This window comes from Paraburkholderia sp. CI3 (assembly GCF_050436505.1).
Lineage (GTDB): Bacteria > Pseudomonadota > Gammaproteobacteria > Burkholderiales > Burkholderiaceae > Paraburkholderia > Paraburkholderia tuberum.
This window is the reverse complement of sequence record NZ_JBNDMI010000003.1, coordinates 270,877-295,004: the sequence shown is the minus strand read 5'-3', so window position 1 is coordinate 295,004 and position 24,128 is coordinate 270,877. Positions and strand designations below refer to the sequence as shown.

Genomic DNA, 24,128 nt, shown 5'->3' with positions numbered 1-24,128 from the left:
ATCTCCAACCTCACCCCGCTCCTCAGGTGCAAACATGAAACTCGAACAGATCGAAACCCCGGCCGCGCTGATCGACGTCGCGCGGATGCAGAAGAACATCGCGCGGATGCAGGGGCGGATGAATGCGCTCGGCGTCGCGTTCCGGCCACACGTGAAGACCACCAAGTGCATCGACGTCGTGCGCGCGCAGATCGCCGCCGGCGCGCGCGGCATTACGGTGTCGACGCTGAAGGAAGCGGAAGCGTTCTTCGCGGCCGGCGTCAACGACATCCTGTACGCCGTCAGCATGGTTCCGTCGAAGCTGCCGCGCGCGCTCGCGCTGCGCCGCCAGGGCTGCGAACTGAAGCTCGTGGTCGACAATCCGACCGCCGCCACGGCGATCGCCGCGTTCGGCGACCAGCACGGCGAAACGTTCGAGGTCTGGATCGAGGTCGATACGGACGGGCATCGCTCGGGCATCCAGCCCGAACAGCAGACGCTGCTCGACGTCGGGCGGATCCTGCACGAGAACGGCGTGAAGGTCGGCGGCGTGATGACCCATGCGGGTTCGAGCTACGAGTTGAATACGCCTGAGGCGCTCGCCGCGCTCGCGGAGCAGGAGCGCGCGGGCTGCGTGCGCGCCGCCGAACGGTTGCGCGAGGCGGGCATCGCGTGTCCGGCCGTCAGCGTCGGTTCGACGCCGACCGCGCTCGCCGCGCGGCATCTCGAAGGCGTCACCGAGGTGCGGGCCGGCGTCTACGTGCTGTTCGATCTGGTCATGCACAACGTGGGCGTTTGCACGCTCGACGACATCGCGCTTAGCGTACTCACGACCGTGATCGGTCATCAGGAAGACAAACGCTGGGCGATTCTCGACGCGGGCTGGATGGCGTTAAGCCGTGATCGCGGTACGTCGCGGCAGTCGCACGATTTCGGCTATGGGCAGCCGTGTTTGCTCAATGGCACGTTGCTGCCGGACTATCTCGTGAGCGGCGCCAATCAGGAGCATGGGATTCTTGCGGCGGTTCCGGCCGATGCGCGAGCCGATGCACAGACCGACGACATCGCGCAGCGCTTTCCGATCGGTATGAAACTGCGCGTCCTGCCGAACCACGCTTGTGCGACCGGCGCGCAGTTCCCCGAGTATCACGCGGTTGCGCCGGACGGCAGCAGCGTCGAATGGCAGCGATTTTACGGCTGGTAAGTCAGCGCGTCACTCATCCTCTTCCGACAACCCCGCCAACAGATCGTCGACCGCGCGATACACGCGCTCGACGATCTCCGGTCCCACCTTGCGCTCGAGCTCGCGATAGTGCGCCTCGAGATCCTTCGAAATCACGCGCACCAGTTCGACGCTCGTATCGGTCAGCGACACGAGCACGCGCCGCTGATCCTCCGCGAAACGTTCTTTCGTCACGAGTTCCATGCTCTCCATGCGCGCGAGCACGCCGGCCATGCTCGGGCTCGAAATCGTGCAGATGTCGGAGATGTGGCGCGGCTCCATCGGGCCGTGCTCGTTGAGCGCGCGAATCACGCGCCATTGCTGCTCGGTGAGTCCATGCGCGGTGATCAACGGACGAAAACGCTCCATCATTTTTTCGCGGGCGCGTAACAACAGCATCGGCAAATTGCGGTGCAAAACTCGGGTGGACGCAGCGGACATGGTGGCAAGGAATCAGAAAAAAACAGCTGTCGAAGCTTACGGGAAAACCCCCGATCAACCGGCAGCCTATTGACCGTCGATGATATCAAGCGGGATACTACTAACATCTTAGTGTTTTCGTCAAACTTTCGCCACGAGGCTGCGCATTTATGTTTGCCCTTGCCGATCATCTGCTGCATCCCGAAGGCGACGCGCTGCCTCGCGACGTGGACGCGCACGCCGCGGCCGCGTTGCTGGCACGCGGCGTTGCGTGTCGCGCGCCGGTCGGCGGCGCCGTGTACGGCACCCTGCTGAACGATCGCGCCGCCTTGAACGCGCTGGGCGACGCAGCGCATGCGGCACCGTACAAGGCACCGCCGAAAGCGCCGATTCTGTATCTGAAGCCGCGCAACACGCTGGCCGGGCATCGGGCGCGCGTGGTCGTGCCGGATAACACGCTCGGCGTCGAGGTCGGCGCGTCACTCGGCATCGTGATCGGCCGTACCGCGACGCGCGTCGGCGTCGAGCGCGCGGCGGACTACATCGCCGGCTATACGCTGGTCGGCGATCTGAGCGTGCCGCATACCAACGTGTATCGCCCGAACGTGCGACTGCGCGCATGCGACGGCTTCTGCGTGATCGGACCGGCACTCGTCGCCGCGCGCCACGTCGCGGCGCCGGATCGGCTCGACATCGCCGTCTCGCTGAACCGCGCCGAACCGTTCACGGCAAGCACCGCAACTTCGGTGCGCAACATCGCGCAATTGCTCGCCGACGTCACCGATTTCATGACGCTGAACGCGGGCGACGTGCTCACGCTCGGCGTCCGGCACGGCTCGCCGGTCGCGCACGTCGGCGATACGGCCACGCTGTCGATCGGCACGCTCCCGCCCTTGACCATATCGTTCATCGGCATGGATCAACACAACGGAGAACCGTCATGATGCGCGGCCGCGTCGCCTATGCGGGAGCGATTCACGAAGCGTATCCGCACGAGCAGGGTGTCCGCCTCGCCGACGGCCGCGTGCGTCGCGAGGACGAAGTGGTCTGGCTTGCGCCGATCGAAGTCGGCACGATCTTCGCGCTCGGCCTGAACTACGCCGAGCACGCGAAGGAATTGCAGTTCAGCAAACAGGAAGAACCGCTGGTGTTTCTGAAGGGGCCCGGCACGGTGCTCGGCCATCGCGGCGTCACGCGTCGCCCCGCCGACGTCACGTTCATGCACTCCGAGTGCGAGCTCGCGGTCGTGATCGGGCGAACCGCGCAAAACGTCGCGCGTGAAGACGCCATGCAGCACGTGGCGGGCTACATGATCGCGAACGACTACGCGATTCGCGACTACCTCGAAAACTACTATCGCCCGAATCTGCGCGTGAAAAATCGCGACGGCGGCACGGTGCTCGGCCCCTGGTTCGTCGACGCCGCCGACATCGCCGACGTCACGCAGCTCGAGCTGCGCACGTTCGTCAACGGCACGCGTCAGCAATGCGGCAATACACGCGATCTCGTCACGGGCATCCGCGCACTGATCGAATACCTGAGCGGCTTCATGACGCTCGCGCCCGGCGACGTGATCCTGACCGGCACGCCCGAAGGCATCGTCAACGTCAACACGGGCGACGAAGTCGTCTGCGAAATTGACGGCCTCGGCCGTCTCGTCAACACGATCGCCTCGGACGCGGACTTCGGCCGCGCCTGATCGACAGCAAAAACCCACCGAACAGCGAAAGGACAAGGCAATGCCGATCGACCATCTGATCAACGGCGAGGCGTGCACCTCGAGCGACTATTTCGAAACCGTCAATCCGGCCACCCAGGAAGTGCTCGCCGAGGTCGCACGCGGCGGCGCGAAGGAGATCGATGCGGCCGTGCAAGCGGCCAAAGGCGCCTTCCCCGCCTGGGCCACGAAACCCGCCGCGGAACGCGCGAAGCTGATCCGCAAACTCGGCGAGCTGATCACGAAGCAAGTGCCTGAAATCTCGGAGACCGAAACGAAGGACACCGGCCAGACGATCTCGCAGACGCGCAAGCAACTGGTGCCGCGCGCGGCCGACAACTTCAGCTATTTCGCCGAGATGTGCACGCGCGTAGACGGCCACACGTACCCGACCGACTCGCATCTGAACTACACGCTGTTTCATCCGGTCGGCGTGTGCGCGCTGATCTCGCCGTGGAACGTGCCGTTCATGACGGCCACCTGGAAGGTGGCGCCCTGCCTCGCGTTCGGCAACACCGCTGTGCTGAAGATGAGCGAGCTGTCGCCGCTGACCGCCTCGATGCTCGGCAAGCTCGCGCTCGAAGCGGGCATCCCGGCGGGCGTGCTGAACGTCGTGCACGGCTATGGCAAGGAAGCGGGCGAGCCACTCGTCGCGCATCGCGACGTGCGCGCGGTGTCGTTCACCGGGTCGACCGCGACCGGCAATCGCATCGTGCAAACCGCAGGCCTGAAGAAGTTCTCGATGGAGCTTGGCGGCAAGTCGCCGTTCGTGATCTTCGACGACGCCGACTTCGAACGCGCGCTCGACGCCGCGGTGTTCATGATCTTCTCGAACAATGGCGAGCGCTGCACCGCGGGCTCGCGCATTCTCGTGCAGCGCTCCATTTACGCGCGGTTTGCCGAGCGCTTCGTCGAGCGCGCGAAGCGCCTGACGGTAGGCGATCCGCTCGCGGACAGCACGATCGTCGGCCCGATGATCAGCGAGGGGCATCTCGCCAAAGTGCGCAGCTATATCGAACTCGGCCCGAAGGAAGGTGCCACGCTTGCGTGCGGCGGGCTCGATACGCCCGAGTTGCCCGACGCCTTGCGTCACGGCAATTTCGTCACGCCGACCGTGTTCGTCGACGTCGACAACCGTATGCGCATCGCGCAGGAAGAGATCTTCGGACCGGTCGCGTGCCTGATTCCATTCGACGATGAAGCCGAGGCGATCCGTCTCGCCAACGATGTTTCGTATGGTCTGTCGAGCTATATCTGGACCGAGAACACGGGCCGCGCGTTGCGCGTGGCGGCCGCCGTCGAAGCCGGCATGTGCTTCGTGAACAGCCAGAACGTGCGCGATCTGCGCCAGCCGTTCGGCGGCACGAAGGCGTCGGGTGTGGGCCGTGAAGGCGGGACGTGGAGTTATGAAGTGTTCCTCGAACCGAAGAACGTCTGCGTGTCGCTCGGCTCGCATCATATTCCGCGCTGGGGCATTTAATTGCGACGTCAAACGAAATTGCTAAGGCATGGGACCGGAGTAAGAGCTGACGCTCTAACTCCGCTCGACACTGGAGACCGCGATGGGCAAACTCGCGTTGGCAGCAAAAGTTACACATGTGCCGTCGTTGTATTTATCCGAACTCGACGGTCCGCACAAGGGTTGCCGTCAGGCCGCGATCGACGGACACCATGAAATCGGCCGACGCTGCCGCGAACTTGGCGTCGATACGATCGTCGTGTTCGACGTGCACTGGCTAGTGAATAGCGAATACCGCATCAATTGCGCGCCGAAGTTCGAAGGCGTGTACACGAGCAACGAGCTGCCGCATTTCATCAGGAACATGCCGTACGCGTATCCGGGCAATGTCGGGCTCGGTCAGCTGATCGCGGACGTCGCCAACGAAATGGGCGTGAAAAGCCGCGCGCACAGCGAGACCACGCTCGAGCTCGAATACGGCACGCTGGTGCCGATGCGCTATATGAACGGCGATCAGCACTTCAAGGCGGTGTCGGTGGCGGGCTGGTGCATGTGGCACGACCTCGCGACCAGCGCGTGTTTCGGCCTCGCGGTACGCAAGGCCATCGAAGAACGCTACAACGGTACCGTGGCCATTCTCGCGAGCGGCTCGCTGTCGCATCACTTCGCGAACAACGGCACCGCCGAGCAGTTCATGCACAAAGTCTGGAGCCCGTTCCTCGAACAGATGGATCGCAGCGTGGTGCGCATGTGGGAAGCCGGCGACTGGAAGACCTTCTGCGACATGCTGCCGCTCTACAACGAGAAATGTTGGGGCGAAGGCGGCATGCACGATACCGCGATGCTGCTCGGTGCGCTCGGCTGGGATCGTTACGACGGCAAGGTCGAAGTCGTCAAGCCTTATTTCGGCAGTTCGGGCACCGGCCAGATCAACGCGATCTTCCCGGTCACGCCGCTACCCGTCTGACATTCGCGAAGGAATCGCCATGCCTCACTTGACACTCGAATACAGCGCCAACCTCGCGGACGCGCAACGCCTCGGCGAACTATGCAAAGACCTCGCGCAGTGCCTCGACGCGCAGCGCGATAACGGCGAGCGCGTCTATCCGCTCGGCGGCATCCGCGTGCGCGCGCTGCGCTGCGACCAGTACTGCATCGCCGATGGGCGGCCCGACGCCGCGTTCCTGCACGCGAATCTGAAGATCGGCGCGGGCCGCCCGGAGGCCGTCAAGAAGGCGACCGGCGACGCGCTGTTCGCGCTGATCAAGCAGCGCTTCGCCACTGAGTTCGAACGGCAGGGGCTCGCGTTGTCGCTCGAAATCAACGAGTTCAGCGAAGCGGGCACCTGGAAGCACAACAATCTGCACGCGCGGTTCAAGGGCTGACATCAGCATGCTAGACGAACAAACCATTCGCGACCTCGCCGCGCAACTCGATCACGCGGAAAAGACCCGCACGCAGCTGCGCCATTTTTCCGTGCAGTATCCAGAGATGACCGTACTGGACGGCTACGCGATACAACGCGAGTGGGTCAAGCTGAAACTCGCCGAAGGCCACGTAATCAAGGGCAGGAAGATCGGCCTGACGTCGCGCGCGATGCAGCGCTCGTCGCAGATCGACGAACCGGACTACGCGCCACTGCTCGACAGCATGTTCATCGAAAGCGGCCAGGACATTCGCGTGGATCGCTTCATCGCGCCGCGCGTCGAAGTGGAACTCGCGTTCGTGCTGAACAAACCGCTGAAGGGCCCCGGCGTCACGCTGTTCGATGTGCTCGACGCGACCGCGTACGTGAGCCCGGCCGTCGAAATCATCGACGCGCGCATCGAGCAGTTCGATCGCGAAACACGCGCGCCGCGCAAGGTCCATGACACGATCTCCGACTTCGCCGCGAACGCGGGCGTCGTGCTCGGCGGCCGGCCGGTGCGTCCGCTCGACGTCGACCTGCGCTGGGTCGGCGCGTTGCTGTACAGGAACGGCGCGGTCGAGGAAAGCGGGCTCGCGGCGGCGGTGCTCAACCATCCGGCCACCGGCGTCGCGTGGCTCGCCAACAAAATTGCTCCGCATGACGAATCGTTGAATGCGGGCGACGTGATCCTGAGCGGCTCGTTCACGAGCCCGGTTCCCGCCCGCGCGGGCGACACGTTCCACATCGACTATGGCCCGCTCGGCGGCATCGGTTTGAATTTCATCTGAACGCATCAATATGTCCTTGCCGAACAACCCCTTCAAGCGCGCGCTCGCCGAAGGCAGACCGCAGTTCGGCCTGTGGGCCGCGCTCGCCGACGCCTACGTGACCGAGTTGCTCGCCACCGCCGGCTTCGACTGGCTGCTGATCGACAACGAGCACGCACCGAACGACGTACGCAGCACGCTGTCGCAATTGCAGGCGGTCGCCGCGTATCCGTCGCATCCGGTCGTGCGGCCGGTACGCAGCGACGCCGCGCTGATCAAGCAGTTGCTCGACATCGGCACGCAAACGCTGCTGCTGCCAATGATCGACACGGCCGCGCAAGCGCTCGATGCGGTCGCGGCCACGCGTTATCCGCCACAAGGCATTCGCGGCGTCGGCAGCGCGCTCGCGCGTGCGTCGCGCTGGAATCGCGTGTCCGACTATCTGGACACCGCCGCCGACGAACTGTGCGTGATCGTGCAGGCGGAGACCGTGCAGAGCCTCGACAATCTCGTGGAGATCGCGCATGTGGATGGCGTCGATGGCGTGTTTTTCGGGCCGTCGGATCTGAGCGCATCGATGGGATTGCTCGGCAAGCCGGGCGACGCGCGGGTGCGCGACGCGATTCGCCACGGCATCGATACCGTGCGCACCGCTGGCAAGGCAGCGGGCGTGCTCGCCCCTGATCCCGCGCTGGCGGCCGGATATCTGGCGGCGGGAGCGACCTTCGTCGCGGTCGGCACGGACACCGGCTTGCTGAGCCGCGCGGCCGCGGACCTCGCCGCGTCGTACAAGGAGCTGGCGGCGAGCGCGCCGCAGGTCAAAGGCGGGTATTGAAGCGAAAGCCTTTCACTTCCCCTACTCGCCCGCCGGCCAAGGCAAGCCTCGCGCCGACCAATCCAGCTCGACCCCCATCACACAGCGCCCGCTCGCCAGCTGCACGGCAAGTGTCACTGCGATGCACGGCCGCCCGCTCGCGAGCGACAGATAAGGATTACTGGTGACCGCCTCGCCGGGCAGCAGCACCGCATTGCGGAAGTACGGCCGATGATCCCAGCGCGCATCGCGCGGATTCGCGACCGGCTGCAGCGACGCCGCGTCCTCGCACCACGCCGGCCCACGCACCTCGTGACCGATCTGGCGGCCGGTGTCGTCGAGGATGAAACAGCTGATGCAACGCTTGAAGGTGGCGAGCAGCGCGAACGCGTCGTCCATCATGGCGCCGGCGCGCAAGCCGTCGGCCGCGCGCCGCAGTTCGAGCCGGTACGGCTCCATTTCGGATTCGAACAACGCATGCTGATGCGCACGGCCCTGCGCGATCACGTCGAACGCATCGTCGATCTGGCGATGCACCGACTCGGGCGGCGCGATCTCTGCCGCGGGCCGCCCTAGCAGATAGCCCTGCGCGAAATCGACATTCGACTCGACCGCGAGAATCAGCTCGTCCGCCGTCTCGACGCCTTCGACGACCACCAGCATCCCCGCCTGGTGCAGCAGCGACACGAGTTTCGGCAGGATCGGCTGCTGCGTGCCGTACGTGGTCGCGCGAATCAGCTCGCCGTCGAGCTTGACGAGGTCCGGCCGGATCCGCAGCAGCCGGTCGAGATTCGACTGGCCCGCGCCGAAGTCGTCGACTGCGATCAGGAAGCCGTGCTGGCGATAGCGCGCCGCCGCGCGCGACATCTCGTCGACGCTGCCGCCATGCGATTCGAGAATCTCCAGAATCACGCGCTCGGGTTCGAGCCCTGCGACGCGCACGATCTTCGTCAACTGGTCGGCGTAGCCTTCGGCGACGAAGGTGGACGGCAGGATGTTCAGGAACAGCCACGCGTCGCCGGGCAGCGCGCGACGCGCGTTGCCGAGATGCACCGCGTGGCTCGCGCGGTCGAGCGCGCCTTCGTCGCTCGACGGCTTCGGCGCGAACATCACGACCGGCGGCACCAGCGTGCCGTCGTCATGCTCTCCGCGTAGCAGCGCCTCGAAGCCGACCTGCTTCTGATGCGATAGGCTGTAGAGCGGCTGAAAGTGCGAGATCAGAGAGAAGTCTTCCCAGCGGTAACGCGCCGCGTCGGCGCTCGGATCGCCGAACGGTGACTGCAGCGCGTCGAACGGCAGCGCGCGTTCCGCGCAGACACGGTTGCGGCCCGTCTGCTTCGCGCGCAGCAAGGCTTCGTCCGCGCGATCGAGCAGCATCATGAAGCTTTCGCCGCGCCGATGCTCGGCGACGCCGAAGCTCGCGGTCAGATGGCCGTCCGGCCGTTCGATCGCGGCGATGTCGAGGCGCAGCCGCTCGGCGAGCTGCAGCGCGCCGGTGAGATCATCGTCGAGCAGCAGCGCGAATTCCTCGCCGCCGATGCGGCTCACGCCTGGGTAGAGCGCAACCGCGTCCTTCAGCACCTGCGCGACCTGGAACAGCGCATGGTCGCCGACCGCATGACCGAAGCGGTCGTTGAGCGACTTGAAGCTGTCGATGTCGAGAAAGATCGCGCTGATCTGCGCCCCTGGCGCCAGCGTCTCGAGGCGTCCCTCCGCGTGCTTGACGAACGAGCGACGATTTTGCAGGCCCGTCAGCGGATCGGTCGCCGCGAGTTGCGCGAGCTGGCTCTCGAGCAGAAAGTGATTGCGCCGGAAACGGTAGAAGCCGAAATGGAATACCGCCGCCGTCGGCGCGCCGATCGCGATGACCCACGTCCACACGGCCGCCTCGACCTCGGGCGCATGAGCTTTGCCGCGCAGCAGCGCGATGGCCGCCGCGTAGAACACCACGCTGCCGGTGACGAAATGCGCGGGCGTGAGCCATAGCGGCGCCGCGCAGATCGGTATCACCACGAATGCGGGCAATAGCCACGGCAACGGATACGCGAGGCCCTTCGCGTTCAGCACGAGCCCGGCGATCAGCACCAGTTCGTACGCGACGCCGATCGCGCCGAACAGCGCCGTCGACTTCGCACGCGGGATCGCCAGCACCAGCAGCGCGAGCAGGAGCGCGCACAGCAGCCGGTACGCGAGCGGCCCGGCCGGTGCGCCGACCAGTTCGCGCGCCGTTACCATGCACAGGAACGCAACCACCGTGAAGCCCATCGTCACGAGGGAAAGCGGCCGCTGATGGTCGAGCGAGCGCCGGTGAAAGCGCTCACGCATGCTTGGCTCGGGGAGGTGCTGCGTCGGGATGGCAGACATAGATGGCTGATCAGGGTTTCCGGTCACTCCGCCAATAGTTATCGGCAAACGTTCGATAAACATTTATGGCTAACGTAACGCGACGTATAAATTCCGCGCCTGCGTGCTTGAAAGTCGCGCTGCGTTTCCACTTTGCGATCCGGCGATCGGGTCACCGGCCGGGCCGCGCTACGCCGCCATCACCCGATCGCGCCCCGCAGCTTTCGCCGCGTACAGTACGACGCACGGTCGGCGCGCGCCATCATCTGCGCAAGCCGTACATGGCACCGCGCGTCGTGTGGCCGAGGCACAGCAGCAGCGCCGCTGTCGCGAGAAAGTAGAAGCTGTAGCGCGGCCGGTTGGCCGGGGTTCGGTCAGTATCAGCAGCCCGAGCACCCCCTAGAGGCTCGCGTGATAGGCGGACACCAGCGCGACGCGCGCATTGAAGTTCGGCGCGACGAAGGTCCAGTAGACCATGCCGACCAGCACGAACAGCAGCCCCACATAAGCGGGCCACGGCCGCGAGCGCGTTGGCGGCGATCCAGTAGTTGACACCGCACGGCCATCGCCATTGCGTCCGCCAGAATCGTGACCAGCAGAATAGTGAGTGGATTGAGCATTGCAAATTATTTGAATCGAACGACGCCGCGCCGATCCTTCGCGCGACTCACCATCCGCCGAATGCATGATTAAAAGACTAAAGCTCAAAGCAGGCCGGATTGCCGGCTAATACACATATGGTTCCGCAAGCCTTTTCGCGCGCCAGCGCGAAGATTAACCTTTCAATTTCTTTTAAGCAGCAAAAATTACGCAATTCATGTGTATCGAGTGCGCGTTCATTAACATATAAGCCAAGCAATGGAAAGTGGCTAAAAGCCTGTGTCTTAAGTAGACTTCTCCTGATGTGTGCCGGGCACCCTAGACAACCCGGCAGAAATGACGTAATCGGCGCCCGATTGCCGAACGACTCCGATGCTCAATGGCTGTCACGTTCGCGATGTGCAACGGGCCGCGACCACTTCCGGAAAACATGGTCCCAATCCTCAACTATCTGCTCGAACGCCAAATCTCGCCGCAATGGCGCGGCATGCTGAGCGCGCTGGCGAGCGAGTTCGAAGCGCAAATCGGACACGACGATCTGCGCCAGCTGATGCATCGCGTCGGCAGCCGTTTCGCGCTCGCGTATCCGCTGCCCGCCTGCGCATCCACGGCCGAGCTCGAGCAGGTGTTGAATTCTTACTGGCATCAGATGGATTGGGGTTACGTCGCACTCGCCGATGAGGCGGAGTCGCTGCGCATCATTCACTATTGCGCGCCGCTGCCCGCCTTCGGCGAATCGGCGCTCGCCTGGACGCCGGCATTTCTCGAAGGCGCCTATCAGACGTGGTTGAGCGCGTTGGGCGCGCAGGGTTTGTCGGTCGTGCAGACGAGCGCGTTCGGCGAGGACAGCTCGCTCGAATTCCGCCTCGGCCGTCACCCTGCCTGAGCACCAGCGGGCGCTGCACGCGCACGTGCGAACGAGCGTGCCACGGCGATACAGCCGCCATGCAGAATCAGGGAAGGCAGTTCAAATAAACAGCACCCCGAGCAGTCGGCTTGGGGCCATGCACGGTATGTAACAGACGACGGCATCATGAGTTCATCGAGCGACATCGAAAAACTGTTCGAGCAATTTGGAGGCGACGCCAACGCGTACCAGGAGATCGGCCGCGAGAACGACGCGCGCACCGCGCGCACTCGTTGGCCGCTGCTCGTGACGCTCGATCTGACGCAACCGGCCATTCCGGCAATTGGCCAGCTTCGCGACGCGAAACCACAGCCGCCGATAAGCGTGGCGCCACGGGCCGCCGTCCACGAGGACACGACACCGAAGGACATGGCATCCGTGACGCGCGCGAAGGCACCGCTGTTCACGCGCCCGCACCGGCGTGACATTCCACCGGTACCTGTGGCCGCAGCCCAGCCCGCGGCGCCGAGCGGCGCGTCACGCTTCCGCACGGCTGACGAACTCGACGAGGCGGCCGCGCAAACGATTGCGCCTGTCGCGCCAGGCAGGACACGCCCCGCCGCGCCCGCCGCGCCCGCTTATGGCAGCGCGAGCACGGCACCGGCATCGTCGATGCCACCGCCACCAGCGCCGCAACCCACCTATACCGCCCAACCCGCGCAACCGGCCCAACCGCCGTCGATCCTCGGCAAGATGTTTGCAGCGCAAACCCCGAGCGCGCCGCCGCAAGCGGCCGCGGCCGCGTCGCTGAACTCGGTGTTCGACCGTCTGCGCGGCACGTCCGCCCAAGGCGCGCAAGCACCCGCCGGCACCGCGCGCGGCGGCTTCGCCTCGTGGCTCACCAACGGTCCGCGTCGCTCATGAAAGTCATTGCCGTGGTGTCCGCCAAAGGGGGGGTCGGCAAGACCACCCTCGCCGCCAATCTCGCCTCGGTGCTCGCCAACAGCGGCCGGCGTGTGATTGCACTCGATCTCGATCCGCAGAACGCCCTGCGGCTGCACTTCGGCGTGCCGCTCGACAGCATCGACGGCCTGTCGCGCGCGACTCTGTCGGGCAACCCGTGGCAAACGGTGATGTTCGACGGCATCGACGGCGTGACCGTGCTGCCGTACGGCGCGCTGCTGGAGGACGACCGCCGCCGCCTCGAGGCGCAGATCGACCAGCATCCGCAATGGCTCGCGCAGTCGCTGCAGCACCTGCGGCTCGATGCGTCCGACATCGTGATCGTCGATACGCCGCCCGGCTCGTCGACCTACGTGCGAACCGCGCTGAGCGCGGCCACCTTCGCGTTGAACATCGTGCTCGCCGACGCCGCGTCGTACGCAGCGATCCCGCAGATGGAGCGGCTGATCGAAACCTATGCGGCGCCGCGCGCGGACTTCGGCGGCGTCGGCTACGTGATCAACCAGATCGACCAATCCCGCCAGTTGACCAAGGACGTGCTGAAGGTGCTGCGTCAGATGCTCGCCGGCAAGGTGTTCCCCGGCGTGATCCATCTCGACGAAGGCGTCAGCGAAGCGCTCGCCTGCGACACCACGCTGATCCATTACGATCCGCTGAGCCAGGCCGCCGCCGATTTCCGCGCATGCGCCGCCTGGCTCATGGCGGCGCTCGACGCGATCGCCGCCCAGCCAAGGAACGTCGCATGAGCAGTCCAGCCTCCTCGCGCGAGCCCGAGGGCGGCGAGCCGTCGCGGTTTCAACGCTTCATCGACGCAAGCTTCTGGAACAGCCGCATCGTCACCGGGCTCGTCACGATGCTCGCGCTGTACATGCTGTACTTCGTGTTCACGGTGCCGCTCGAGTTCTATCAGCAGCTGACCTTCGCGACCCTGTGCTTCGTGCTCGCGCTGCTGTTTCGCCGTCGGCCCGGCCGCTACGCGACGATGGTGATGATCATGCTGTCGATCGTCGCGTCGGGCCGCTACATGTACTGGCGGCTGACCGAAACGACGTACTGGGAGCATCCGCTCGACGCCGGCTGGGGTCTGCTGCTCGTGTCCGCCGAGCTCTACGCGACGATCGTGCTGATGCTCGGCTACTTCCAGACCGCGTGGCCGCTCAAGCGCAAGCCGATGCCGCTGCCCGCCAATCGCGACGAATGGCCGACCGTCGACGTGTTCATCCCGACCTACAACGAGCCGCTCGCCGTCGTGAAGCCGACCGTCTACGCGGCGCTCGCGCTCGACTACCCGGCCGACAAGATGTCGATCCACGTGCTCGACGATGGCCGCCGCGCCGAGTTCAAGGCGTTCTGCGAGGAAGTCGGGGTGAACTGGACGATCCGCACGCACAATCGCCACGCGAAGGCCGGCAACATCAACGAGGCGCTGAAGATCACGAGCGGCGAGTACCTCGCGATCTTCGACTGCGATCACATCCCGACCCGCTCGTTCCTGCAGATCGGCCTCGGCTGGTTCCTGCGCGACAAGCTGCTGTCGATGCTGCAAACGCCGCACCACTTCTTCTCCGCCGACCCGTTCGAGCGCAACCTCGGCACTTTCCGCAAGGTGCCGAACGAAGGCGAGCTGTTCTACGGCCTCGTGCAGGACGGCAACGATCTGTGGAACGCGACGTTCTTCTGCGGCTCGTGCGCGCTGCTGCGCCGGAGCATGGTCGACGAGATCGGCGGCATCGCGGTGGAGACCGTCACCGAGGACGCGCACACCGCGCTGAAGCTGCACCGCCTCGGCTACACCACCGCGTATCTGGCGATTCCGCAGGCCGCAGGCCTCGCGACCGAAAGCCTGTCGGGCCACATCGGCCAGCGCATCCGCTGGGCGCGCGGCATGACGCAGATCTTCCGCATCGACAATCCGCTCACCGGCAAGGGGCTGAAGATCGGCCAGCGGCTGTGTTACCTGAACGCGATGATGCACTTCTTCTACGGCGTGCCGCGTCTCGTGTTCCTGACCGCGCCGCTGTCGTATCTGTTCTTCGGCGCGCATGTGATCGAGGCGGCGGCCAGCACGATCGCGATCTACGCGCTACCGCACATGATGCACGCGAGCATCACCAACTCGCGGATGCAGCGCCTGTTCCGCCATTCGTTCTGGGCCGAGGTGTACGAGTCGGTGCTGGCGTCGTACATCACCGCGCCGACGCTGCTCGCGCTGATCAACCCGAAGCTCGGCAAGTTCAACGTGACGGCCAAGGGCGGCGTGATCGAGAAGAGCTACTTCGACTGGTCGATCTCGCGACCGTATCTGTTCCTGCTGCTGCTGAACCTGCTCGGCTTCCTCGCCGGTCTGGTGCACATCTACATGAACTGGCACGTGCGCAGCATCGTCGAGACCACACTGCTCAATCTCGCGTGGACCAGCTACAACATGCTGATCCTCGGTGCGAGCGTGGCCGCCGCGAGCGAGCGCCGCCAGATCCGCGCGGTGCCGCGCGTCGCGATGAAGATGCCGGTGATGCTGAAGTTCTCGACCGGCCGCACGCTCGCGTGCGAAACGATCGACTACTCGGAAGGCGGCGTCGGCGTCGCGCTGCCCAGCACCATCGAAGTGCCGATGCAGGAGCGCGTGACCGTGTCGCTGTTCCGCGGCGACGAAGAGTACGCGTTCCCCGCCACCGTCAGTTTTACCGAGCCGGGACGCGTGGGGCTGCGCTTTTCGTCGATGTCGCGCGAACAGGAGTACGAGTTCGTCAAAACCACCTTCGCCCGCGCGGATGCGTGGACCGGCTGGGCCGAGGGACGCGAGACGGACACCCCGCTGCGCGGTCTGTCGCACGTGCTGAAGGTCGGCGTGCGCGGCATCGCGGGGCTGTTCGAACATCTGTACGACGACTTGCGCAGTTCGATCAAAAGCCGTCCCGCGGACGTCAAGAAGCTAAAAACGAAAGACTGATCTATGGGCTACCGGATGGCCACGGACAATATCGAACGCCCGGCACACGGGCGCAACAGCACTGGACCCCAATCGCGCCTGTTTGCTTGTCGCGGCTTGCGACACTCGCGGCGAATCATGCGCGGCGTCGCCTGCTGGCTCGCGCTTCAGACCGCGCTGGCGTCGTTCGTGCCGCTCGCTGAAGCGGCCAGCCCTGCCGCCGCCGCGGCCAAACCGGCGTCGGACGCGGCGGCACCCGCCGGCGCGCCGCAAACCCTGCAAGTCGCGACCGGTGTCGGCAACGTGCCCGCGCCGAGCGCGGCGGTGCCGTTCGATCCGAACGCGATCGCCCAGGGCCAGCTCGCCACGCCGACGCCCGCGCTCGCGGCGGCGTCGGTGAAGGCGCTCGGCATGCGCACGCCGACCACCGCCGAGCCCGGCACGCTGGTGCCCGGAGGCCGCCGCCAGACGCTGACGTTCGCCGACTTCGGCGCGCTCGACCCGCTGCAATTGCGCGGCGTCGACGGACAGAACGGCATCGCGTTCTCGGTGCGCGGCGACGAGGTCGTGACCGGCGCGACGCTGCATCTGATCTACAGTTATTCGCCCGCGCTGTTGGCGAACCTGTCGCAGCTGAAGGTGCTGGTCAACGGCGAAGTCGCGGCGACACTGCCGCTGCCGCACGAGCAGGCCGGCATGCTGGTCGCGCGCGAGATCACGATCGATCCGCGCTTCATCACCGACTTCAACCACCTGAACCTGCAGCTGATCGGCCACTACACGACGGCCTGCGAAGACCCCGCGAACTCATCGCTGTGGGCGACGATCAGCAACGCGAGCTCGCTCGACCTGACCTACTCGTCGCTCGCGACGAAGGCGGAGCTGGCCGCGCTGCCGCAGCCGTTCTTCGACCGCCGCGACGTGCGCCGCCTCGAGCTTCCGTTCGTGCTCGCGCAGAAGCCGGGCAACGGCACGCTCGAAGCCGCCGGCATCGTCGCGTCGTGGTTCGGCTCGCTCGCCGGCTACCGCGGCGCGGTGTTTCCCACCCAGCTCGACAACGCGCCGCTGTCGGGCAACGCGGTCGTGTTCGCGACCAGCGACCAGCATCCGGCCGGCGTGACGATTCCCGAGATCACCGGGCCGACCATCGCGGTGGTCGAGCGCGACGCGAACGCGCGCGGCAAGCTGCTGCTCGTGCTCGGTCGCAACGAGGCCGAGCTGAAGACCGCCGCGAAATCGCTCGGGATCGGCCATAGCGCGCTGTCCGGCGCGAGCGCCACGATCACGTCGCTGAACGAAATTACGCCGCGCGTGCCGTACGACGCGCCGAACTGGCTGCCGACCGACCGCGCGGTGCGCTTCGGCGAGCTAGCCGATCCGAAAGACCTGACCGTGTTCGGCTACGACGCCGACGCGGTGCGCATCAACATGCGGGTGCCGCCCGATCTGTTCATGTGGCACACGCGCGGCGTGCCGATCGATCTGCGCTACCGCTACACGGTGCGGCCGGCGCGCGACCGCTCGTCGCTGAACATCGGCGTGAACAACGGCTTCGTGCAGGCGCTGCCGATTCCGGCGCGCCCTGCGTCGGTGTTCGACCTGAGCCGCTACTTCAACCTCATCATGCCCGACGGCACCGCCGACGCGCGCCGCAACATCCGCATCCCGCCGCTGCTGATGACGCCGCGCACACAGCTGCGGCTGCACTTCTACTACGACATCCCGAACACCGGCGAATGCGCGGGCCGCCTGCTGCAGAACGTGGTCGGCGCGATCGATCCGAACTCGACGATCGACCTGTCGTCGTTCCCGCACTACATGGCGCTGCCCGATCTGGCCGCGTTCGCCAACAGCGGCTTTCCGTTCACGCGGATGGCGGACCTCTCCGAGACCGCCGTCGTGCTGCCGGACGACCCGGACGCGAGCGACTACAGCCTGTATCTGCTGACGATGGGCCGGATGGGCGAATCGACCGGCTATCCGGTCTCCGGCGTGACCGTCGCTCATGCGGCCGACGTCGGCCGCCTCGCCGACAAGGACCTGCTGGTGTTCGGCGCGCCTGGCAAGCAGCCGCTGTTGCAGCGCTGGTCGAAGTCGATGCCGTTCTCCAGCGACGGCGCCGCGCACACGTTCCAGCTCACCGACCTGGTGTTCAAGCTGCGGGACTGGTGGCACGGCGAGCGCGGCGTCGAGCGCACGCCCGCGCGTGCCGATCTGACGATGGTCAGCTCGAACGGCGCGGCGCTGCTAACCGGCTTCGAGTCGCCGCTGCAGCGAGGCCGCAGCGCGGTTGCGCTGATCAGCGCGGCCGGCCCGTCGGATGCCGATCTGTCCGCCGCGCTGCTCGACGCCGACGTGCTGCCGAAGATTCAAGGCGCGATGGCCGTGATCCATGGCCGCGCCGTCACCATCACGTCGAACGGCACCGCATACTACGTGGGCCGTCTGTCGCCGCAGGAGTATCTGCGCTGGGCACTATCGTCGCATCCGCTGCTGCTGTTGCTCGGCGGCGTGCTCGCCGCGCTGATCATCGCGGCCTTGTGCTACCGGACCCTTCGCGCGATCGCCGCGCGTCGACTGAAGGACTGATGGAACGGCTATGACTCGGATGCGGTTTCGGATCAACAGAAGAACCACTTTTGCGCTGGCGCTCGGTATCGGCATGACGGCGTCGGCCAGTCTGGCGGGTTTGAGCGGCGCCGCTCAGGCCGCGCAGAACGGCGCTGCATGCGGCGACTGGGTCGCCTGGCAAAGCTTCGTGCAACGCTTCGTCCAGGCCGACGGCCGCGTGATCGACTACTCGACGCCGGCCCAGCAGACCACCTCGGAAGGCCAGTCCTACGCGCTCTTTTTCGCGCTGGTCGCCAACGACCGCGCGACCTTCGACAAGCTGCTCGGCTGGACCCGCGCGAATCTCGCGGGCAACCAGTTCGACGTCCAGAACCTGCGGCTGCCCGCATGGCAATGGGGCAAGAAGCCGGACGGCTCGTACGGCGTGCTCGATGCGAATTCGGCATCGGATTCCGACCTCTGGATCGCCTACGATCTGCTGCAGGCCGGCCGCCTGTGGCACAACCCCGCCTACACGCAACTGGGCCAGGCACTCGCCGAGCGCATCGCGCACGACGAAGTCGCGAATCTATCTGGCCTCGGGCCGATGCTGCTGCCGGGGGCGCAGGGCTTCAGGAACGGCAACGTCACGCGTCTGAATCCGAGCTATCTGCCGCTGCCGGTGTTGCGCGCGCTCGCGCACGAGGTGCCGGACGGCCCGTGGGCCAAGCTCGCCGACAACGCTTATCAGTTCGTCAAAACCGTGTCGCCGCAAGGCTTCGCGCCTGACTGGGCGGCGTGGCAGAACGGTCGGTTCGTCGTCGATCCGAAGAACGGCGACGTCGGCAGCTACGATGCGATCCGCGTCTATCTGTGGGCCGGCCTCGCTTCGCCCGCCGATCCGCTCGCGAAGCCGTGGCTCGGCGCGCTCGGCGGCATGCGCGCGAAGGTCGCGCAGAACGGCTTCCCGCCGGAGAAGGTGTCGTCGACCACCGGCGCGTCGAGCGGCGAAGGCCCGCTCAGCTATTGGGGCGCGCTCGCGCCATACTTCAAGACACTGGGCGACGAGCACGGACTCGGCCTCGCGCGCACGCGGCTCGCCGCGCTCGACGCGAACGTTCCGGGCCGTGAACCGGTGTACTACGATCGTGTGTTGGGTCTGTTCGGCACGGGTTTCATCGATGGCCGCTATCGCTTCGATGAAGCCGGCAGTCTCGTGCCCGCCTGGAGGACCGCATGCGATTGAACGCCCTCGCCGTTTCGCTGGATATCGCGCTGTCCGTCGGCGCGGTCTTGTGCGCGGCCGCGGCCGCGCCCGATGCGCTCGCGCAGGCGAGCAAAGATCCGCTGACCGTGCTGATCGATCAGGGCAAGTACTGGCAGTCGCATCAGCGCGGCGACCTCGCCGAGCAGGCCTGGCAGAAGGTGCTCAGCATCGATCCGAAGCAGCCCGACGCCCTGTTCGGCATGGGCATGGTGCTGGCCGACCGCAAGGACGGCGCCGGCGCGCAGCAGTACCTCGCGCGGCTGAAGGCGGTCGCGCCGAATTATCCGAATCTCGATGAGCTCGGCCGCCGCCTTGGCGAGACGAGCCCGCGCGACCAGACCATCAGCGAGGCGCGACGGCTCGCGCAAGCCGGTCAGAGCGCGAGCGCGGTGCAGGAGTATCAGCGCGCGCTGGCCGGCAAGCCCACCACGCCCCAGTTGCAGCTCGAGTATTACCAGGCGCTGTCGGCGACGCCGCAAGGCTGGGACGAAGCACGCCGCGGCCTCGAACAGCTCGCCCACGACAACCCCAACGACCCGCGTTTCGCACTCGCGTACGCGCAGCATCTGACCTATCGCGACGTCACGCGGCGCGACGGTATCGCGCGGCTGCAACAGCTCGCCGGCGACACCTCGGTCGGCGCGGCGGCGAAAAAGAGCTGGCGCCAGGCGCTGCTGTGGCTCGACGCGCGGCCCTCGGACGCCGCGCTGTACGAGTCGTACTTTCAGACCGCCGGTGAAGATGCCGCCGTGAAGGCGCGCTTCGAATCGATGGTGCAGCAGGGCAGCGCGGCGCGCGCCCGCGCGCAGGAAAACGCCGCCGCCGACGCGCGCGGCCGCGTGATCGCCGACGGGTTCGCCGCGCTCGACCGCGACGACATCGTGAGCGCGCGCGCCAGGTTCTCGTCGGTACTCGCGAACAGTCCTAACGATACCGACGCGCTCGGCGGCATGGGTATCGCCGCGCTGAAGCAGGAGCGTTTCGCCGAGGCGCGCAACTACCTCGAGCGCGCCTCGCGCGGACCGAATCCGGCGCGCTGGAAAACCGCGCTCGACAGCGCGACCTACTGGACCTACACGAGCGAAGCGATCGGCGCGCGCAGCAATGGCGAGTTCGCGAAGGCGAAGGCACTGTTCGAGCGCGCGATCGCGCTGAATCCGTCCGACGTGACCGCCCAGGTGCAGCTCGGTGAAATGCTGCTCACGACCGGCGACCCGGCCGGCGCCGAGCAGGCATACCGGATGGCACTGCGCCGCCAGGCCGACAACCCGGACGCGATTCGCGGCCTCGTCGGTGCGCTCGCCGCGCAGGGCCGTGCCGACGAGGCGCTGCAGTTCGCCAATCAGCTGAACGCGCAGCAACAGGCGAAGGTCGGCGGCATCGACCGTTTGCGCGGCGACGCGCAGGCAGCGCAGGCGCGCGCGGCCGAAGCGCGCGGCGATCTCGGCAGCGCGCGCAGCCTGTTCGAAGACGCGCTGCTGAACAAGCCCGACGATCCGTGGCTGCGGCTCGACCTCGCGCGCATCTACGTGCGCCAGGGCGCGGTCGCGAATGCGCGCAGCATGATGGACGGTCTGCTCGCCGCGCATCCGGACATGACCGATGCGCTGTACGCGAGCGCGCTGCTGTCGGCGGAAACGCAGGACTGGTCGACCGGTCTCGCGCAGCTCGACCGTATTGCGCCCGCGCATCGCACCGATGCGATGACGACGTTGCAGCATCGGCTGTGGGTGCATCGGCAGGCCGACCTCGCGACGCGCATGGCGAAGAACGGCCAGACGCAACAGGCCATCGCGACGTTGCGCGCCGCCGAGCCGGTGGCCGGCAACAACCCCGAGCTGATCGGCGTGATCGCCGGCGCGTACCAGCAGGCCGGCGACCTGACCCGCGCGCTCGCACTCGTGCGCGGCGCGATGAGCGCGGCGCCCGGCAACACCGATCTGCTGCTGCAATACGCGAGCATTCTGTCCGCGGCCAACCAGCAGGCCGAGCTCGGCGCCGTGATGCGCCAGTTGCAAGGCATGCAACTGACGCCGCAGCAGCGCACTGACTTCAACAACCTGAATCTCGGCATCGTCATCCGACAAGCCGACGCGGTACGCCTGCGCGGCGATCTCGCGAGCGCCTACGACGTGATCGCGCCGTGGCTCGCCGCGATGCCCGACAACCCCGACCTGCAGGCCGCGCTCGGCCGCATGTATGCGAGCGCGGGCGACGACCGCAACGCGCTCACGAGCTTCCGCGTCGCACTGCAGCGCCGCCCCGACGATCTGAATCTGCTGCAGGCTGCGATCTCGGCTGCGGCCGGCGCGAAGCAGTTCAGCTACGCCGAAACCCTCGCGAACCAGGCGCTCGCCCTCGCGCCCAACGACCCGGGCGTGCTCGCGACCGTGGGGCGCATGTATCGCGCCCAGGGCAAGCTGTCGCTCGCGTCGACCTATCTGCAACGCTCGCTGGTCGCGGCCAATACGCCGCTGGCGGCGAACGCGCCCCGCAACGCAGGCACCAACGTGCCGCGCGGCTGGGAAGCGGCGATGAGCCAGATCGGCGCGACGCCGCTGCCGGGCACCAATCCGTTCGAAGGCAAAACGGCGATCGTCCCTTCGGGCGACGCCGACAATGCCGCGCGTCCCGCGCTTCCGTTCCTGAATACGCAGTCTTCCTCGCCGACGCAGACCGTGCCGAACTATCCGCCGCCCCTTCAGCCCGCGCCGTATGTCGCGCCCTATACGGCGCCCACCGCGACGCCTTATAACGCGCCTGCCGCACAGCCCGCGCCGGTCGCCGCACCGTACGGAGCGCCCCGCTCCGCCGCCGAGGTCGGCGGCTACGGACAGGAATCCAACGGATCGAGCCAGTCGGGCGCGCCGTTGCAGTCTTATCCGGGACAAGGCCAGGCGCCCGGGCAGCCGATGCCGCGGCAGCAGTACGACGCGGGCTATGCGCAGCCGCAGCCCTATGCGCAGCAGCAAGCGTATTCGCAGCCACAGCCTTACCCGCAGCAGCAAGCGTATCCGCAGCAACCGGCATACGGGCAACCAGCGTACGGGCAGCAGCCCTACGGCGCGCAGGACGGCTATGCGGCCACACCGTGGCCTATGTCGCCGGCCGCGCGCCAAGCGCAGGCCAACGCCGCGTCGACGACGGCGCTGCCGTACGGATCGACACGCACGAGCACGCAGAAGAGCACAAAGAAGAGCACGGCGAAAACGAGCCAACCCGCGCCGGTCTACGCGCAGCCGCCGCCGTATCCGCAGCAGCAGGGCTACGCGCAGCCGTATCAGCCGTACCCGCCGCAACAGCCCTATCAACCGCAGCCTTACCCGAACCAGGGCTACTACGCGCAGCAGCCGTACATTCCGCAACCGCCGGCCGGCTACGCGCAGCCGTACTACCCGCCCGGCAGCAACGCGCAGAACAACCCGCAGTCGAACGTCGCGAACGCGCAGACGCTCGGCGTCGCCGAGGAGCTTGCGCAGGTCAATCGCGAGCAGTCGAGCACCGTGTCGGGCGGCCTGATCTTTCGCAATCGCGTCGGCGAGGACGGACTGTCGTCGCTCACCGACATCGAGGCGCCGATTCAGGGGCGTATCAAGGCGGGCAACGGTCACGTGGTCGTGACCGCGACCCCGGTCACGCTCGACGCAGGCACCGCGTCGAACAGCACGTCGACGCTCGCGCGCTTCGGCGCGGGGCTTTCGACCGCGTCGTCGAAAGCGGCGGCGCAGAACGGCACCAACAACTACGGCAGCCAGACCGCGAGCGGTGTGGGCCTGTCCGTCGGCTATGACAGTCGCAGCATCAGCGGCGATATCGGCGTGACGCCGATCGGCTTGCGCGAGACCAACATCGTCGGTGGCGCGCAATACAACGGCGGCATCACCGACAAGGTCTCGTACTCGATCGCGGTCGCGCGACGCGCGGTGACGGACAGCCTGCTGTCGTACGCGGGCGCGCGCGATGCGGCCGCCGGCCTCGAATGGGGCGGCGTCACGTCGAACGGCGCGCTTGCCAGCCTCAGCTGGGACGACGGCACGAGCGGCCTGTACGTGAACGCGTCGTATCAGCACTACATGGGCACCAACGTGCCGGGCAACAACGCGATCAAGGGTGGCGGCGGCGTCTACACGCGTCTGCTGAAAGACGCCGACCAGACGCTGACGGTCGGCGTGAACACGACGATCATGGGCTACAACCGCAATCTGTCGTACTTCACTTATGGCCAGGGCGGCTACTTCAGTCCGCAGCAGTACGTGATCCTGAATCTGCCAGTCGAATGGTCGGGCCGCGCGGGCCTGTTTACATATGACGTGAAAGGTTCGATCGGCGTGCAGCATTATCGCGAGGATACGTCGAACTACTTCCCGCTGAACGACGGCTCGACGCGGCAAGGCGACGCGGCCGCCGCCGCGCAATCCCTCGGCAACGGTCTGACCGCCGTCTACCCGGGTCAGAGCAAGACCGGCGTGTCGTATTCGATCAGCGGCGTCGGTGAATATCAGCTCGCGCCGCAGCTCGCGGTCGGGGCGACCGCGTCGCTCGGCAATGCCTATGAATATCGCGAGTGGCTCGCGGCCGTGTACGTGCGCTACAGCTTCAACAAGCAGACCGGCTTGCAGCCGTTCCCGCCGGTGCCGTTGACGTCGCAGTATCTGTCGCTGTCCAACTGACGGACGCACTCGTTGGATGAGGTCGCGGCTTGCATTCGATGAATCGCAAGCCTCGTCGCCCCCGCCCTCACTTTCGTTCGCACTCCATCGCATAGCGCCGGCAATGCTCGAGATAGCCGGCCTCGTGGCTGCTCACGGCTCGACGGCGGGTTTGGGGAGTGGATATCGTGTGA

Annotated in this window: 18 protein-coding genes; 15 read left to right on the top strand and 3 right to left on the bottom strand. The window is 66.5% G+C overall.

The window, feature by feature from the left end:
* Positions 1-34: 34 nt before the first annotated feature.
* Complete coding sequence (locus tag OKW29_RS10195) at positions 35-1,183, top strand: DSD1 family PLP-dependent enzyme (protein WP_429290964.1); 1,149 nt, start codon at positions 35-37, stop codon at positions 1,181-1,183.
* 9 nt (positions 1,184-1,192) lie between these two features.
* On the opposite strand, the gene hpaR is transcribed toward OKW29_RS10195, so the two are convergent.
* Entirely contained in the window at positions 1,193-1,600 is a 408-nt protein-coding gene (hpaR, locus tag OKW29_RS10190) for a homoprotocatechuate degradation operon regulator HpaR (protein ID WP_018424961.1), read from the bottom strand.
* Between the two features lie 191 nt (positions 1,601-1,791).
* On the opposite strand from hpaR, the gene OKW29_RS10185 reads away from it, so the two are divergent.
* From OKW29_RS10185 to hpaI, 7 genes are all read left to right on the top strand, one after another.
* The gene (locus OKW29_RS10185) at positions 1,792-2,565 is read left to right on the top strand and encodes a fumarylacetoacetate hydrolase family protein (RefSeq protein WP_429290963.1); all 774 of its coding nucleotides are present in this window, start codon (positions 1,792-1,794) and stop codon (positions 2,563-2,565) included.
* Complete coding sequence (locus OKW29_RS10180; protein ID WP_429290962.1) at positions 2,562-3,320, top strand: fumarylacetoacetate hydrolase family protein; 759 nt, start codon at positions 2,562-2,564, stop codon at positions 3,318-3,320. Before OKW29_RS10185 ends, OKW29_RS10180 begins: the two co-directional genes overlap by 4 nt.
* Before the next feature lie 40 nt (positions 3,321-3,360).
* Complete coding sequence (hpaE, locus tag OKW29_RS10175) at positions 3,361-4,818, top strand: 5-carboxymethyl-2-hydroxymuconate semialdehyde dehydrogenase (protein ID WP_429290961.1); 1,458 nt, start codon at positions 3,361-3,363, stop codon at positions 4,816-4,818.
* An 82-nt stretch (positions 4,819-4,900) separates the two neighbouring features.
* Positions 4,901-5,764, top strand: a complete 864-nt coding sequence (gene hpaD, locus OKW29_RS10170) for a 3,4-dihydroxyphenylacetate 2,3-dioxygenase (RefSeq protein ID WP_429290960.1) — start codon at positions 4,901-4,903, stop codon at positions 5,762-5,764.
* A gap of 19 nt (positions 5,765-5,783) precedes the next feature.
* The gene (locus OKW29_RS10165) at positions 5,784-6,182 is read left to right on the top strand and encodes a 5-carboxymethyl-2-hydroxymuconate Delta-isomerase (protein WP_090806343.1); all 399 of its coding nucleotides are present in this window, start codon (positions 5,784-5,786) and stop codon (positions 6,180-6,182) included.
* 7 nt (positions 6,183-6,189) lie between these two features.
* Complete coding sequence (gene hpaH, locus OKW29_RS10160; RefSeq protein WP_429290959.1) at positions 6,190-6,993, top strand: 2-oxo-hept-4-ene-1,7-dioate hydratase; 804 nt, start codon at positions 6,190-6,192, stop codon at positions 6,991-6,993.
* Positions 6,994-7,003: 10 nt separating this feature from the next.
* Positions 7,004-7,807: a 4-hydroxy-2-oxoheptanedioate aldolase gene (gene hpaI / locus OKW29_RS10155; protein ID WP_429290958.1), complete on the top strand. Its 804-nt coding sequence runs from the start codon at positions 7,004-7,006 to the stop codon at positions 7,805-7,807.
* A 21-nt stretch (positions 7,808-7,828) separates the two neighbouring features.
* Here hpaI and OKW29_RS10150 read toward each other — a convergent pair whose 3' ends face one another.
* Complete coding sequence (locus tag OKW29_RS10150; RefSeq protein ID WP_429290957.1) at positions 7,829-10,150, bottom strand: EAL domain-containing protein; 2,322 nt, start codon at positions 10,148-10,150, stop codon at positions 7,829-7,831.
* A 378-nt stretch (positions 10,151-10,528) separates the two neighbouring features.
* Positions 10,529-10,684 carry a hypothetical protein gene (locus OKW29_RS10145; RefSeq protein ID WP_429290956.1) on the bottom strand — a complete coding sequence of 52 codons (156 nt, stop codon included), beginning with the start codon at positions 10,682-10,684 and terminating at the stop codon, positions 10,529-10,531.
* Between the two features lie 475 nt (positions 10,685-11,159).
* On the opposite strand from OKW29_RS10145, the gene bcsD reads away from it, so the two are divergent.
* The 7 genes from bcsD (at position 11,160) to OKW29_RS10110 (ending at position 23,955) form a co-directional block, all read left to right on the top strand.
* Positions 11,160-11,615 carry a cellulose biosynthesis protein BcsD gene (gene bcsD, locus OKW29_RS10140; RefSeq protein ID WP_429290955.1) on the top strand — a complete coding sequence of 152 codons (456 nt, stop codon included), beginning with the start codon at positions 11,160-11,162 and terminating at the stop codon, positions 11,613-11,615.
* Between the two features lie 147 nt (positions 11,616-11,762).
* Positions 11,763-12,500, top strand: coding sequence for a cellulose biosynthesis protein BcsP (bcsP, locus tag OKW29_RS10135; RefSeq protein ID WP_429290954.1), 738 nt, complete (start codon positions 11,763-11,765; stop codon positions 12,498-12,500).
* Complete coding sequence (bcsQ, locus tag OKW29_RS10130; protein ID WP_429290953.1) at positions 12,497-13,285, top strand: cellulose biosynthesis protein BcsQ; 789 nt, start codon at positions 12,497-12,499, stop codon at positions 13,283-13,285. The genes bcsP and bcsQ overlap by 4 nt, the downstream gene beginning before the upstream one ends.
* A complete protein-coding gene (gene bcsA, locus OKW29_RS10125) occupies positions 13,282-15,489 on the top strand; it encodes a UDP-forming cellulose synthase catalytic subunit (RefSeq protein ID WP_429290952.1) in 2,208 nt (735 codons plus the stop codon). The genes bcsQ and bcsA overlap by 4 nt, the downstream gene beginning before the upstream one ends.
* 3 nt (positions 15,490-15,492) lie before the next feature.
* On the top strand, positions 15,493-18,057 hold the full coding sequence (bcsB, locus tag OKW29_RS10120) for a cellulose biosynthesis cyclic di-GMP-binding regulatory protein BcsB (RefSeq protein WP_429290951.1): 2,565 nt from the start codon (positions 15,493-15,495) through the stop codon (positions 18,055-18,057).
* 19 nt (positions 18,058-18,076) lie between these two features.
* Positions 18,077-19,264, top strand: coding sequence for a cellulose synthase complex periplasmic endoglucanase BcsZ (gene bcsZ, locus OKW29_RS10115; protein WP_429292477.1), 1,188 nt, complete (start codon positions 18,077-18,079; stop codon positions 19,262-19,264).
* On the top strand, positions 19,255-23,955 hold the full coding sequence (locus tag OKW29_RS10110; protein WP_429290950.1) for a cellulose synthase subunit BcsC-related outer membrane protein: 4,701 nt from the start codon (positions 19,255-19,257) through the stop codon (positions 23,953-23,955). Before bcsZ ends, OKW29_RS10110 begins: the two co-directional genes overlap by 10 nt.
* Positions 23,956-24,128 lie beyond the last annotated feature (173 nt).